A 12,893-nucleotide genomic window follows, 5' to 3' on the forward strand; every position below is an offset into this window, starting at 1 on the left:
TTCTCTGCGGTCCGGTTGGCGAGGGTGGGCTAGGTGGCGAGCCCTTTTTGGGCTGCGGTACTGCGCTTGGTGTCGACGCGATTGCGCGCGAACATGGCAGTCCACATCGCGGCAACGACGAGGGCTATGGAGAGAGAAAATGCGGCCGCAAGTATGCCGAGCTGGGCTATGCCCGAGGTCTTCTCGTCCGTGATTACATTGAAACTCCCGAGCGTCAACGTGGGGACGGCGAGCGCCGCAACCATGGGCGGCAAATAGAACTTCAACCCGTCATCCGAGATGTAGAAGGCCCCGAACACCAGGAGATAGCTCGTCACTGCCAATACGATGATCGTGATAATCATTGGCCTTCTCCTTCACCCCTCAGGGCTTGTAGGTCTGTGAATTCTGTTCGTATGACGCAGATCCAAATCACTCGTTCGGCAACGAACGATCACGACGGAAGGTGGCGTAGCGATAAACGTAGGAAGCGCCCCCCGCGAGTGCGACGACACCGACTGCGGCCACGGCTCCCCAAAACAGGCCCAATACGCAGAAAGAAAGTGCCAGCACCATAACTGACCACCCCGCCCACAAAATCACTTCCTCCAGCGGTGACCCATCTAGAAGGATGATGAGGAGCAGCATTCCGAACAGCAAGAGAACCGCTACCGCTGTCAAAATCGTCATCACAGCATTTCCTCCTGTCCCATGCGGTTACCGCCGCCTGAGGTCGTGCATCGATAGCGCCGAGCACTGGAGAGCGACGTTGCACTCCATGTCCTCAGCGCTACCGATAGGCCCATGGTTTTGTTCTCCAGCATCCGAACTGCGCTCGGCAGTTTCAGTCGGGGATGGAGTCCGCGCGGGACTGGATCTTCTGGACGACTACAGCGCCGGCAGCGATGGCCGCGACGGCGAAGATTCCGGCGAGGATGACGTACTCGAGGGTGGACGGACCACGGTCCGAATTTTTACCGCCTGCACGCTGCAGAAGGCTGCCTGCGAGTGCGGCGACGAACATCATCGTGAGTGCGAGGTACGAGGTGATGGCAGCGCGGGTTGCGCGTCGGGTGGTGGTGATGGCCTTGGTGGTCATGGCGTGCTCCTTATTGGTGTGCTGGATGTGTAGCAGTTGTCCTGGACTGGATGAGTCCGGTCGATGGGTCCTTCTTTGTTTTGCCTGTTCAGAGGGCATTCCTTTCTTGTTGTTGGTTAGCCGCTGATGACGGTCACGGCCGGGATCAGGAGTAGTGCCATGAACAGGCCGGCGAGGCCGGCGAGGGGCATGGCGAGCTTCTCTGTTGCCTCGACGGCGGCGGACTGTTCAGCGGAGGTTTGTGCGGAACGCAGGCTGGCGGCTTTGGCTCGCAGTGAGGTGTAGACGCTGGCGCCTTTGTCGCCTGTCATCGTCATGATGTCTGCGAGGTCGCCGAGTTCTGCGAGTCCGAGCTGCTGAGAGACGCGAGTGAGGGCACTCCAGGGCGCTTCGCCGGAGCGGCCGGCTTCGTACAGTTCCTCGTCCAGTCGTAGGAACACCCAGCTGTCTCCGACTTGGGCGGCGATCTCGAGGGATTGCGTGGATCCGATTCCGCCTCGTCGGCATAGCGCGACCAGGTCGATGTAGGAGCTGAGGGCTTGTGCGAATTCGGCGCGAGCCGCAGCTGCGCGGCGCCGAATGTCGATGTCGGGAATCACGAAGAGGAAGACGGCGGTCGCGAGTGAGAGGATCGCCGGCATCGACCATGCCAATCCCAATCCGCACGCGGTCAGAACCAGATTCAGTATCGGGAAGATCAACAGACCGAAGAATGCCGCGACAAGTTTTTCGCCGAGTACGTGCGCCGGATCTTTGTGCAGCAGTGAGAGGTCCGATGTGGGGAGGGTGAGGAATCGGCTGTCTTGTAGGTAGGGATGTACGCGCAGGCCGAGCTTGTTGGCGAGCCCGTCGACGAGTGATGTCCCTGCTGTACTTGCCTTCTCCGGCGCGGGTCCGGACATCCTGGACATCACGTCGGTGAGGGCAGGTTGGGTTCGCAGGAAGTACAGGGCGACGAGATAGATGCCGATTGTGCCGACGCTGGTATAGACGATGATCGTCATGGTGATACTCATCGCTGCGCTCCTACAAGGTCAGTGCGTTCGACGCGGTCATTGGTTCCGATGAACCGCGGGTAGGTCGGCGGCTTGGTGGCTTGTTTCATCCAGTACAGATCTGCAGCGAAGAGCGTCAGCAGGATCAGTAGGACGATCTGCATGCCGCCTGAACGGTATGGCTCCATGAAATTCGTGAAGGCGAAAGCTGCAGCAAGGACGGCGATGGTGATGATGGTGACCCATTTGGCTTGTGTTCGAGTCGATTTGCGGTCCGCTTCGATGCGCCGGCGGCGGGCGACGGTATCGCCCACGTCTTCGGCGAGGCCTTCGAGAACATTGGCCAGACCGACACCACGCAGTTGCATGGCAAGGAGGAGGGCGCCGCAGATCTTATCTCCGACGCTGTCGTTGAGGTCGGATGCAAATCGTGTGACCGCTTCGGCCGGTGGGACATTGTTGCGGAGCCTGTTGATGAAGGCAGTGATCTCGTCTTTGAGCGTTTCCGGGATAGGAGTCGAGATGATGGTGTGTTCGATTCCGGAGCCAGCTCGCATGCTGCTCGACAAGTTGCGCGTCCATTCGTCCATCGCGGACAGACGGCGGATCTGGTGTTCCGCTTCCGGTCGGCTCAGGAGGTAGGGCAGACCCACGAGAAGGGCCGGGACGAGGAAGAGCGTGAAGAGCCATCCACTCAGGTAGTAGACGCTGGCACCTGCCACGATCCCTACCGCCAGGAGCATTTGGGTGGTCCCGGATATCTTTACTCTTTCGCCCTTACGTGGACGCTGCCGAGTGGGGGCTGTGGGATCGCGGCGGTCCCTCCACCCCAGGACAAGGCAGCCGACTCCCGCGCACAGAAGCAGGACGAGGAAAACGCCGATTTGCTGGTACATCATGCAGCTCCTTCGTCGTCGAAGAGTTCACGTTCTTCGTCGAAACTCCGAAGAGTGTCGGAGGGGAGGTTCAGTCTCTTGAATCCGCCGGCGAGAAGCTTGCGTAGCAGCGGCTGTGGGATGGTGCCGAATACCCCTGTGCCGTCGGAGTATCCGCGGTAGATGGTGGAAAAGCTGGGTAGCTTGTCGTCGCCAGGTTCGACGTAGACGACTTCGGAGACATACCGGACTGCGGTTGTGGTGCCTTCGCGGTTGACCCTGACCTTCGTCGCCAACTGAACGATCACATCGACGTGTTCTGCCAGCTGCCGTTCGATGTATTCCGCGGTGGCGTTCATCGGGGGCTCTTGGGCGAGGTTGGCGAGTCGGTCGATGACGCCGCGGGCGGTGTAGGCGTGGGTAGTGAAAAGGCCACCATTGGCTGTTTGGAGCGCCTTGACCAGGGCGAGGATCTCGTGGCCGGCGATTTCGCCGACTACGAGGTAGTCGAGTCCCTGGCGGACGAACTCATAGAGAATTGCGCTCAGGCTGAAGCCGCCGGCGAGCTGTCCGTCTGGACCGCGTTCGCCACCGCCCATGATCATTTCGGCGTCGACGACGAAGTCTCGCCGGCCGGGCAGTTCGTCGAGGAAGAGTTCTCGTTCGGTTTCGGCCACTCCGATTCGTGTGTGAACGGGGAGTGCGTTGGCGAGAGCGCGGGCGAATGTCGTTTTGCCGAAACCCATTCCGCCGCCGACGCCGGTCGACGCTCCGCCTCGCATGGCGCATCCGAGGATGTGCGCAAGTTCCGGAGGCATCATGTGGTGATCGAGCGATAGCTGCTCGAGGGTGATGTTGGTCAGGCGGTGGATGCGGATCGCGACGGAGGGCCGGATGGTGGTGTACCCCAGGACCGAAAGTCGATGGTTGCCTTGCATGTTGAGTCGAAGCGAGGGATTGATTCTGGAGAAGGGCCTGCCACCGTTATCGGCCCTGGATGCGAGCAGGCTCATCCACTCGAGAAGTTCGTCGCCGCTGTCGACGACGGAAGCTCGGTATTCGTAGTGTCCGTCGGGGTATTTGACGTATACGGCGTCACCGTTGAGGTAGATGTCGGTGATGTCGGGTTCTTCGACGAGATCTTGGAGGGGCCCGAGGCGGAACTGGGCGTCGAAGATCGCCTTGATGAGGGCATGTTCTTGGTCGAGGTTGAAGGCTTCGCCGCCGGAGCGGATCGTCTGTTGGACGTGGTTTTTCACCAATCCGGTGATTGTTTCTCGGCCGTATTCGCGTTCTTCGTCTTCGGTGAACGGCACGACGAGTTTGGTGTTCTTCGGATCGTTGAGCTCTCGGTCACGCTTGGTGCGGTGTTCGCGCAGTAGCTCGGCCGCTTCTCGCTGCAGGGCGCGGACGAGTTGTCGGTCGACCGCGATTTTCGGGGGCGTACTCCGCCGCGACCGCACGGCCTCGTCCGGAGGACTATGCCGTGGTGCTGGAGGTAGGTCGTGAAGGTGGTTGGTGCGGAAGAAATCAGCGGTCTCTGCCGACACCGGGGTTACTGGTTCGGGGGAAGCCGAGTGCTGATCGACGGAAGGAAGCGTCGCGGAGAAGAACGGGAGATCGGTGATGTTCTTGTGCGTACTCTGTGCTGTCTCGTCAGTTGTCATCGTCGGTCTCCTGTCACGGCGAGGCTGGACTTCCAGTCGGCCTGGTGGGTGGCCGCGAACTTTTCGATCTTGGGCCACGTGGTTCGGTGCAGCGCATGGAGATACAGCGATCGGCGGCGGCGCCACTTGGTCAGCACCTCGCCGTCGGAGAAGACCTTCGCGTCCTTCGAATCCGGGATGACGGCGATGACATCGAGTCCCGTGACCTTGGCTACTTCGTCGGCGTTGTACGGAGATTCACCGATGAGGATGAGTCCGAGGCTTGCCGTGGACTGTGTCGCTGACAGTTGTTGACGCAATCCGTTGATCGAAGCGCGCAGCGCCGCCAGTGCCGGACGGGTCGTGCGGGTAACGATGGCAATGGTCGTGGCGCTGACGATCATTTCGACAGGTGAGCCGTGTTGTCCGATCCGGCCGGCGTCGACGATGACGTTGGCATCGTCGACGGCAAGTCCTGCGAGATGGATTCCGAGTGGACTCCAGACGCCGCGCATTGCATCGACTTGAGCGGAATGTAGAAGGCCAGGGAGGACAGAGACCGTGGTGTCGGGGAAGGTGATCACCTCGGAGGCCAGCGCTGATTTGAGGCGTCCGTGGCGGTTGGCGTCGACGAGGTTGATCAATGATTTGTCGTGGTAGCGGCCGCCGAGGAGGTATCCGGCCAGCACGGGCGAGGATCCGATTGGATCAGCTTCGACCAAGAGCGTGTTCTTACTTGGTGAATTCAAGGCCAGAGCGAGTGCTGTCGTGGAGACTCCTGGTGCCCCGGATGCAGAGATGAGTGCGAGGTACATGGGAAATCACCGCACTCGGTTGTCGAGGACGATGGACACGCGCTTGGTCGCAGCCCGCGCGGCGACCCAGTTTGCTTCGGCTTCCGGGACCAGGAGGTTGAGAGTGGTTTCGCCCGCTTCCGCGATCGTGGTCGTCGAGTAGACCTGCGCCTTTGTGTTGATAGGTCCCGTAACCGGCGGGTCATCGCCTTCTCGGGGGGTGTCTACGACGCGAATCATGTCTCCGGGAAGAATTGCTTCCGACGGTAGGTGTGGGTATCCCACGGTGATGCCGACCATCGTCAAGCCTTCTCCGGGCACCACCTGGTCGGTGACGGCCGCGGGCATCAGCACTGTTCCTGCCGGCAATCGAGTGCCGGCACTCATTCCGATGACACGACCTCGTTCACCCGCCGAGAGGGCACCCAGGTCGGCGTCGACGTTGACGGTTTTCACCGCGAGGTCCTTCGATTCGATGATTTGGCCCTGTTGGACGTCGCGCGCGAGGACGAGAACGTCGGTCGTGGCGCGCATCGCGCTGACTGCGGCGAGCATGCCGATGACGGCGACGACGACAAGGGCGACGCCGATTGCAAGGTAGATCGGGCGTCTGCGCACTCGCGCGCGGGTAGTCAGGTCGGGTGGGCTATCCGGGTCTGCGCCGTTATGTGCTGGTTGTTTGTCACCGGACGAGCGGATGGAATCGATCTTTTTGGTCAGTAGGGATGCCATGTGTGGTGGTCCTTCACAGTGGACGAGTGGACAGGGTGGGCAGGTCGTACGGGGACAGTAGGTCGGGACCTGGACTGGCTGGCGCCAACTGCGCTGCAGAACGGTTTGCCTCGGCTTTTCGGTGGCGGTACGTTCGCCGCAATCCCTGTCAATCTTGGTGACAAATCTAAAAGCCAATCTGGATGGCATATTAGAAGGGTTGCGGCATGGTGTCTAGCGATGGACGGACCAATCCGATGAGCCGCAACGTCCTGCGCGGCTTCGATAAAGACGCATTCGCAGCTGCCCGAAAGGCAGCTCGGATGTCCCGTGGCGATGTCGCCCGCCTGGCGGACACGACCGCCGCGACCATCCGCAACTGGGAGATCGGCGCCGTGTCTCCTCAGATAGATTTCCTGGCCAGAGCCGCGAATGCGTTGAACATCCAAGTCGGCGACGTCGTCGTCACGGATCCAGAGGAGCGCTTTCTCAGTGACTATCGATGCTTGGTCGGACTTACCCAACCCCAGCTCGGCAAAGTGTGCGGGTTGACGACTACGACGATCACGCGCATCGAACGCGGTGAGATCGCCCTCACCGACAAGATCCAGACTGCTTTGGCGGAGGCGTTGGGGATTTCTGGGGAACAGGTGAATCGGGCGTACATGAAGGCCAAGCGGCGACCTCCTGGAACGCCTGCTTGAGCCTCGCCGTAAACGTGGCATGGCTATCCCCCTCTGGAGCAACTCCGAGGGTCTCCCCACCCCGGTGTTGACTCGCCTCCCTGCTGGTTTCACTCTCCTGCCTGCCACGCAGCTGTGAGTCTTTCGCGAAACAGCACAGCAGGTTTGTGTTACCGGCGCGAGTCTGGTCGGTACCACTAAAGAGTGTTACCTGCGAGTATTGACTTTTCGCCGTAGGTCAGCTTTTGGGTGTTTGTCTCGTTACAGATACTCACGAAAGGTCATGCATGGATACCGTCCGACCGCCCAACCTGGGCGATTACCTGCGCGCGTTGCGCACCAGATCCACACCGCAGCACCCGGACGGTCTGACGAGGAGCGAATTCGCGGCGAATATTTTCTGGAGCGTGAGCCATATCACGCAGATCGAACGTAACGAATCGCCGAACCCTTCAGTCAAATTTCTGGAAGCAGCATCACGGGAACTCGGCCTCGATCCGGCCCAGCGCCGACACCTGTACAACCTTGCTCGCCGCACTCAAACGGAACGGGAAACATCGACCACCCCGTGGACGATCGAGCAATACCGATCACTCATCACACCCGAGATGCGCACGGTCATCACAGCGCTCAATCCACATCTGGTGGCTTATCTGGATGAGCGATGGAATGTCATCGAATGCAACGCTGCCTATGATCGCGCCTTTCCAGGCCTTCTCGACGACGGCAATGTTTTGCGCTGGTTCTTCTCCACACCGCAGTCCAAGCAAGTCATGGTGGAGTGGGAAGCCGAGACGACCTTGACGGTGAACTGGTTCCGCGCATTGATGGGACGCTATTACAACCCTGAATGGGCGATCGAAACCCTGGAAGAACTGAGCAAGTTCCCTGCATTTCGGCGCCTGTGGGGCAAAGAGGATGTTCGATTCGGCCGACACCAGCCATTCATGCATCTGCGCGATGCCGACACCGGCGAGGAATACCGCGTTCATGTCCAGGTACACACGGAAATGCGTGGTGACTACCCCGTACAGATGTACCTAGGCGTGCGAATCCCGGGAACCGAATAGCTGCTCAAACTTCTACAGCCAGCCTGTTTCAACCATCGTCACGAAGGCCGCGATGGTCTCGTTCACGGGCTGCGGGTGGGTCCAATTGGCTGCGTGACCTGCGCCAGGAATGGTGAGGACTGGAACTGCGAGCGGTAAATGGTCGTACAACTGTTTTGCTTTGGCCGCAGGCGCGGACATGTCGTGTTCGCCACGGATGATCAACGCCGGCACCTCGATAGCACTCAACCGGTCGACGACATCGTCGCGTTCGATCAAGCACTCTGCGGCCGGTCGAATCGCTCGACGATCGCTTGTCGTCCATTTCTCGATCCACGGCGCCCACGACTCTCGCGAGTCACCGCCGATCAATTGTGGTGCCAGAGCTTCGACAAGCGGTTCGATCGGGGCATCGCTGCACCACTGATCGAACATGGCCTTGTATCCGGCTTTCTCGCCATCGGTGCAGGCAGATGCTTCGGTGTCGAGTAGCAGGAGCGCTTGGACTCTCTCGGGAGCGAGCAAAGCCGTCCGTAGCGCGGTGTAGCCGCCCTGCGACATTCCGCCGACGATTGCTGTCTCGATCTCGAGATCGTCGAGGACCGCCAGGGAGTCTCGAGCCAAATCCCAATACGTGAATGCGGCGCCGTGATCGGTTGTTCGTCCGTGTCTGCGCGAGTCCCAGGCAACCACCCTGACATTGCTGGCGAGGGCATCGATCTGCGGGGCGAACATCGACGAATCCATGAAGAATCCATGCCCGAGCAGCAGGACGGGCCCCTCTCCCCCACTGTCGGTGTAATAGATATCGGCGTCGGGCGTTCTCACGTTCGGCACGAACCCGATACTAGGGGTGACCTTTTCCGACCGGGGATTCGAGTCCGCTCACGTGCATACAACACGGGCGCGGTAGATTTTCAGGCTCCGTGGGAAGATCCAGGGCCTCTGCGGGGCGGCGTAGAAGGCGAGGTTTCGGCTAGTCCGGACCGCCGGTAAGTCCGTCGAACACGTCGACTATCCGTGTTCGCAGATTGGGTGAGCCCACATCAACCGAATGAAGTTGAGCCCCGCCAATGAATGTCGCGCACACCTGATCAGATAGTCGGTAGCTTGCGGGACGGTCGCTTATCTCGCCTGACTCTATGGAGCGGACAACCAATTCATCAATGCTCTTGTGCCACTTCATATATGCAGTTTTCCCGCCCGTAACGGATGGTTCGACAGTGAGAAGTAACCCAGCACGCAGGATGGGATCGGCATCGATACGGTGCGCCATCTCGCTGCAGAACCGCACCAGCTGGCGGTAGGGGGACCTATCACCAGCCTCTCCGAGAGCCACGTACTCGTCATTCACCATATTTGACCATCGTTCGATAACCTGTTGTGCCAGTTCCTCTTTGGAAGAGAAATGGAAATATATTGCACCTTTGGTCAGGTTCCCGTTTTCGATGATGGTGTTGATACTTGCCGCGGCAAATCCACAAGCATCGAACTGACGTGCGGCGGCGTCGACGATTTTCTCGCGAGTAATCCCCGCCCGTTTCTGCCGTCGCCTTCCTTTGACCGCGCCCCCGACGACGGATGGGCTGGGTGAACCGAAATGACCTGGACTCATCGGCTCTGATTGGACGACGGTTTCACGCATTCCCTCTCACTTTCAGCAGTGTCTTCTCGCTACATCCTGCAGAAACAACGGAAGCATTTGCAATCTGCCTATTGTCAGCGTTAGTGCGCGATTGTGCAGATCGGAGGCCTGACTGATCCGATTCTGTCCTCGCGACCCATTCTCCGATTGCAGTCAGAATCCAACTTCTGGACACCTCGCGGTCGACGGCCACCACCGATGTCAGCGCTTCGAATGCCAGCGTGACGGCGACCGAAAAATCAGGATGCGGAGTGTCCATTGCTTCCAGTGCGATGTCGTTGGCTGCGGAGAGCGCGAGGTGCAGGGCGTCTGCTGAGATCACCGCAGGGTCTTCTACCAGCGCTGTTGTGGATTGGTATGCCGATATCCAGACCTGCGGGTCTAGCGGATGCTGTGCTGCGGCGTGGCACATACGGGCAGCTTGCTCCAGTTCGGACATGACCGGCTCGGTCACGATGGGCGCGAGCCTGCCGGTTAACCCCCATTGCGAGTCGAGGAGATCGGCGAACCAGTGCCAGCGCATTGATTCCGGTGCGTCATCGAGAGCAAGCTCGACCGTTCCGGCAGCAAGACACATAACAGCGTCGCCGGGTGTCATGGTGTTGAGCGCGGAGGCGAATGTCGTGTTCATGAGCAGGTCCCGTCTGGGGTCTCGGGTCGAGACCGGAGATGTCTGTATATGAATAGAACGTGATGCGATTTTGTAATCCGCTGTCAAGAAACGCTTTTCAGCGTCCAATGGAGATCTTGCCGAGATGTACTTCAGCCGGTGTCGGCAATGTCGATCGGGCGCAAGTATCCCTGCGGTTGACTGCCACGGTTTACCTCTCGCCGCAGCTGACCATCCACCGGGCCGTATGTGAATGCCCTCCCGCCGGCCCCTGCGAAGAAGAGACCTCGCCGCCGCGAGGCGCGTGCGGGCGCCGATGGCGAGCGCAGCATTGCATCGTCTACATGTTGATTTGGCTTGATGGATCGATCAATCGGATTGGGACGCAGTATGTCTCGGCTGGATGTGTGGCGGGAAATGCCGCCAGGGCCTACACGGGGGCACCGCGTACTCAGAGTGCGCAGCATGTGGCGCGGCGGGCGGAGCGGTGTCGCGCCATTCCTATGTCCCGACCGAGAACCAGACAACTGGACTCGTTCGACCCTCCGGTTGAGCGCGGCGGACGCGCGAGCGCTCGATGTCGCATCTTCCAGCAATTCCTCGTCGAGCGAGATCGGTTCCAGCTCCCGACCCGACAGGGGCTCGACAGGAGACAGTTCGTCGGATTCTTCGCGAACACCAAGGACTTCAGCGGCCGTTTCCTGTGGGCCACTCTCTTCTGTCGATGAATCGCTGTTGGCCGCTGCATCACGTGCAAGTGCGCGCCGGTAGCGGCTCAATTCGGTGACTGCCGAGTCGTATTTGATGGAAAGCCGTGCCGCGAGCTCGGAAGGAGACCAACCTCGTTCGAACGCAATGCGCACGATCTCGCGTCGCTCGCAGAGGCGTAGCGGCAACTGCTCCCCACCGAGCCGGCGGATCACGACTGCCTCGTCAACGGGAACACCTCCCCCACCGTGTCGCGGTTGAACTCGTTCCTGACTCCGCGCCTTGGGGTTGTCGATTTCGTCGTCGTCCCACCCGAGCGGCGGCACGATGCCATCCGCGCGTGATCGGTCACGAATTTCGGCATCCGGGCCCGGGTGCATGGACAGCTCGTCGTAGATACCGGCGATCGCCTTCCATAGCCCACTGGAGATGAGGCTCTTGGTCGGCATGCCAGTGACGACGTCGATGTCGACGCCGAGACGAGCTGCCAGGAGACCGTCTCCATAGCCCATTGCGTTGAGTGCACGCAGACGTCGGTGTGCTCCCACCGCCGGCGTGAGATCGCGGCCGCGGCTGGGGCGGAAGGTGATTGAAAGGACGGCGTCGACGACACGTTGTGGTGCTGACGTCGTGGAAGTCTTGCGCAACGCCCGGATGATTTCGACGGGCAGTGATGCAAGTTGAGCGATCAGCTCGGTTGTCATTCCGGCGCACATCAGAGCGTTGACGTGGTAGCGAACGTCTGCGAGGTCGACTGATGTATCGACGTGACGGGCAGGTGTCCAAGCCTGCCCGTCACGTCCCCCTGAACCCGATTGTCGCGATGTCTGGAACCACCCGTCGTCGCGACTGGGTGTAGTAGACCGGGCGGGGATTCCGGCTGTATTCAGTCTAGCTACCGACGCTTGGCGTGCAGAGGAACGGCAGCCGCGTCGGCTGCTGGAGATTTCGGACGTGCGTTGTGGTGCTGCGGTGCTGGTGGTCATCGGAAGCTCTTTTCCGTTAGCGGCTGGTCAGGCCGCATGTACGTGTGAACAGTTCGTACTCGAGCGCACCGGGTGGTCGAGAACAGCGAATGGTCGCTGGTTGAGGCCGTTCTGGTGTTTATCACTGGAATCTAAACCCGGTATGCAACGATGGTATCTACATCTTCAATAGGATGTCCAGCGATGAACGGACAATCCAGGTGAGACTGCCTTTGAACGGCTTCCAGCCGAAGGCCCTCGAAAAGGCTCGAACCGCGGCCAAGATCAGCCGTGGCGACCTCTCCCGCGCAATCGGCGTGGACCCGACCACCGTTCACAATTGGGAAACCGAACGATCGCAACCGTCGCCTGACCATCTGGCGCGCGCCGCTGAGCAACTCGGCATCCCTCTTGATCAACTGATCGTCGTGCCAGAGAAGAACAGGACGATCGCTGACCTGCGCAATCTCGCGGGAATGACCCAGAAGGATATCGCCGGCCGCACAGGCCTGAGCACCACGACGATCGGCAGGATCGAGCGCGGCGAAGGGACTCTCGCCGATCGCCACGCCACCGCACTGGGCGAGGCTCTGCATGTGGAGATCCAGACGATCCGTGCCGCGTTCATCCGAGCCCGAACCAGACCTCTCCGCCCCCTTCCCAAGACCAGCTAGCGCGCATCCCGGACCTGCGAGTTTCCTCACCCTTGATCACCCACTCGCAGCCGCTGCTGACGACGACGATCAACTGCCTGGCGTAAGCCGCTGACCGCCAGGGCTACCGCTACCGCAAGCACTGCGGCCACGACGATGAGCCGGCGGATATCGAGGCCAGCGCCTTCCGCTCCAGGAAGGGCCAGCAAGGGCGATTCCGCTGCGGCGATGATCATGTTGTGTTCGAGAAGCCAGGCCGTGGCCCTTGCCGACATGGCCGGCATGGCGCCGACGACGATCCCGAAGATCAGTGGGGCTGCCATCAGCAGGGACATCTGATCCGCGTCAGACAGTCCTGCCGCGTTCGCCGTACCCGCGGTGGGCCGCTGGGGTTCTGACTGGCTCTCGAACATGACCGATCTCCTCGTGTCGCCGGAATTGGGCTTCTACGAGTAGGAAGATCCGGTCGAGACGTCCTGTG

16 protein-coding genes are annotated in these 12,893 nt (G+C 60.4%); 3 read left to right on the forward strand and 13 right to left on the reverse strand.

The annotated features are described in order from the left end of the window. Positions 1-29 precede the first annotated feature (29 nt). The 8 genes from H7C86_RS20875 to H7C86_RS20910 all read right to left on the reverse strand — a co-directional run bounded on the left by H7C86_RS20875 (position 30) and on the right by H7C86_RS20910 (position 6,120). On the reverse strand, positions 30-344 hold the full coding sequence (locus H7C86_RS20875) for a hypothetical protein (RefSeq protein WP_125053254.1): 315 nt from the start codon (positions 342-344) through the stop codon (positions 30-32). Positions 345-411: 67 nt separating this feature from the next. Further along, entirely contained in the window at positions 412-669 is a 258-nt protein-coding gene (locus H7C86_RS20880; protein WP_241199220.1) for a hypothetical protein, read from the reverse strand. A gap of 154 nt (positions 670-823) precedes the next feature. Beyond that, entirely contained in the window at positions 824-1,078 is a 255-nt protein-coding gene (locus H7C86_RS20885) for a hypothetical protein (RefSeq protein ID WP_125053257.1), read from the reverse strand. Between the two features lie 116 nt (positions 1,079-1,194). Next, positions 1,195-2,094 (reverse strand): type II secretion system F family protein, encoded by a 900-nt coding sequence (locus H7C86_RS20890; protein WP_182262165.1) that lies wholly within the window; start codon positions 2,092-2,094, stop codon positions 1,195-1,197. Further along, positions 2,091-2,972, reverse strand: coding sequence for a type II secretion system F family protein (locus H7C86_RS20895; protein WP_225320446.1), 882 nt, complete (start codon positions 2,970-2,972; stop codon positions 2,091-2,093). The genes H7C86_RS20890 and H7C86_RS20895 overlap by 4 nt, the downstream gene beginning before the upstream one ends. Beyond that, complete coding sequence (locus H7C86_RS20900) at positions 2,969-4,615, reverse strand: ATPase, T2SS/T4P/T4SS family (RefSeq protein WP_125053261.1); 1,647 nt, start codon at positions 4,613-4,615, stop codon at positions 2,969-2,971. The genes H7C86_RS20895 and H7C86_RS20900 overlap by 4 nt, the downstream gene beginning before the upstream one ends. Next, positions 4,612-5,409 (reverse strand): hypothetical protein, encoded by a 798-nt coding sequence (locus H7C86_RS20905; RefSeq protein ID WP_011331693.1) that lies wholly within the window; start codon positions 5,407-5,409, stop codon positions 4,612-4,614. The genes H7C86_RS20900 and H7C86_RS20905 overlap by 4 nt, the downstream gene beginning before the upstream one ends. Positions 5,410-5,415: 6 nt before the next feature. Beyond that, complete coding sequence (locus tag H7C86_RS20910) at positions 5,416-6,120, reverse strand: SAF domain-containing protein (RefSeq protein WP_125053263.1); 705 nt, start codon at positions 6,118-6,120, stop codon at positions 5,416-5,418. Between the two features lie 206 nt (positions 6,121-6,326). On the opposite strand from H7C86_RS20910, the gene H7C86_RS20915 reads away from it, so the two are divergent. Beyond that, complete coding sequence (locus H7C86_RS20915; RefSeq protein WP_125053265.1) at positions 6,327-6,803, forward strand: helix-turn-helix transcriptional regulator; 477 nt, start codon at positions 6,327-6,329, stop codon at positions 6,801-6,803. A gap of 266 nt (positions 6,804-7,069) precedes the next feature. Continuing rightward, positions 7,070-7,852 (forward strand): helix-turn-helix domain-containing protein, encoded by a 783-nt coding sequence (locus H7C86_RS20920; RefSeq protein WP_125053267.1) that lies wholly within the window; start codon positions 7,070-7,072, stop codon positions 7,850-7,852. A gap of 12 nt (positions 7,853-7,864) precedes the next feature. Here H7C86_RS20920 and H7C86_RS20925 read toward each other — a convergent pair whose 3' ends face one another. The 4 genes from H7C86_RS20925 to H7C86_RS20940 form a co-directional block, all read right to left on the reverse strand. After that, entirely contained in the window at positions 7,865-8,668 is an 804-nt protein-coding gene (locus H7C86_RS20925; protein WP_125053269.1) for an alpha/beta fold hydrolase, read from the reverse strand. Between the two features lie 139 nt (positions 8,669-8,807). Beyond that, positions 8,808-9,476 (reverse strand): TetR/AcrR family transcriptional regulator, encoded by a 669-nt coding sequence (locus tag H7C86_RS20930; RefSeq protein WP_256933098.1) that lies wholly within the window; start codon positions 9,474-9,476, stop codon positions 8,808-8,810. Then, complete coding sequence (locus H7C86_RS20935; RefSeq protein ID WP_182262187.1) at positions 9,469-10,107, reverse strand: hypothetical protein; 639 nt, start codon at positions 10,105-10,107, stop codon at positions 9,469-9,471. Before H7C86_RS20935 ends, H7C86_RS20930 begins: the two co-directional genes overlap by 8 nt. A 131-nt stretch (positions 10,108-10,238) precedes the next feature. Further along, positions 10,239-11,780, reverse strand: a complete 1,542-nt coding sequence (locus tag H7C86_RS20940; protein WP_182262166.1) for a hypothetical protein — start codon at positions 11,778-11,780, stop codon at positions 10,239-10,241. A 200-nt stretch (positions 11,781-11,980) separates the two neighbouring features. Here H7C86_RS20940 and H7C86_RS20945 point away from each other — a divergent pair, with 200 nt between their 5' ends. Beyond that, a complete protein-coding gene (locus tag H7C86_RS20945; RefSeq protein WP_041814230.1) occupies positions 11,981-12,433 on the forward strand; it encodes a helix-turn-helix transcriptional regulator in 453 nt (150 codons plus the stop codon). A gap of 26 nt (positions 12,434-12,459) precedes the next feature. Here the strand turns inward: H7C86_RS20945 and H7C86_RS20950 are convergent, their stop codons facing one another. Next, positions 12,460-12,825 carry a hypothetical protein gene (locus H7C86_RS20950; protein WP_182262167.1) on the reverse strand — a complete coding sequence of 122 codons (366 nt, stop codon included), beginning with the start codon at positions 12,823-12,825 and terminating at the stop codon, positions 12,460-12,462. Positions 12,826-12,893 lie beyond the last annotated feature (68 nt).

Origin of the sequence: Rhodococcus sp. UFZ-B548, from assembly GCF_903819475.1 — a bacterium.
Classification (GTDB): domain Bacteria; phylum Actinomycetota; class Actinomycetes; order Mycobacteriales; family Mycobacteriaceae; genus Rhodococcus_F; species Rhodococcus_F erythropolis.

Excerpts from the sequence above, each read along its gene's own strand:
- H7C86_RS20875 (WP_125053254.1), bottom strand. The coding sequence starts at position 344 with ATGATTATCACGATCATCGTATTGGCAGTGACGAGCTATCTCCTGGTG.
- H7C86_RS20880 (WP_241199220.1), bottom strand. The coding sequence starts at position 669 with ATGACGATTTTGACAGCGGTAGCGGTTCTCTTGCTGTTCGGAATGCTG.
- H7C86_RS20885 (WP_125053257.1), bottom strand. The coding sequence starts at position 1,078 with ATGACCACCAAGGCCATCACCACCACCCGACGCGCAACCCGCGCTGCC.
- H7C86_RS20890 (WP_182262165.1), bottom strand. The coding sequence starts at position 2,094 with ATGAGTATCACCATGACGATCATCGTCTATACCAGCGTCGGCACAATC.
- H7C86_RS20895 (WP_225320446.1), bottom strand. The coding sequence starts at position 2,972 with ATGATGTACCAGCAAATCGGCGTTTTCCTCGTCCTGCTTCTGTGCGCG.
- H7C86_RS20900 (WP_125053261.1), bottom strand. The coding sequence starts at position 4,615 with ATGACAACTGACGAGACAGCACAGAGTACGCACAAGAACATCACCGAT.
- H7C86_RS20905 (WP_011331693.1), bottom strand. The coding sequence starts at position 5,409 with ATGTACCTCGCACTCATCTCTGCATCCGGGGCACCAGGAGTCTCCACG.
- H7C86_RS20910 (WP_125053263.1), bottom strand. The coding sequence starts at position 6,120 with ATGGCATCCCTACTGACCAAAAAGATCGATTCCATCCGCTCGTCCGGT.
- H7C86_RS20915 (WP_125053265.1), top strand. The coding sequence starts at position 6,327 with ATGGTGTCTAGCGATGGACGGACCAATCCGATGAGCCGCAACGTCCTG.
- H7C86_RS20920 (WP_125053267.1), top strand. The coding sequence starts at position 7,070 with ATGGATACCGTCCGACCGCCCAACCTGGGCGATTACCTGCGCGCGTTG.
- H7C86_RS20930 (WP_256933098.1), bottom strand. The coding sequence starts at position 9,476 with ATGCGTGAAACCGTCGTCCAATCAGAGCCGATGAGTCCAGGTCATTTC.
- H7C86_RS20935 (WP_182262187.1), bottom strand. The coding sequence starts at position 10,107 with ATGAACACGACATTCGCCTCCGCGCTCAACACCATGACACCCGGCGAC.
- H7C86_RS20940 (WP_182262166.1), bottom strand. The coding sequence starts at position 11,780 with ATGACCACCAGCACCGCAGCACCACAACGCACGTCCGAAATCTCCAGC.
- H7C86_RS20950 (WP_182262167.1), bottom strand. The coding sequence starts at position 12,825 with ATGTTCGAGAGCCAGTCAGAACCCCAGCGGCCCACCGCGGGTACGGCG.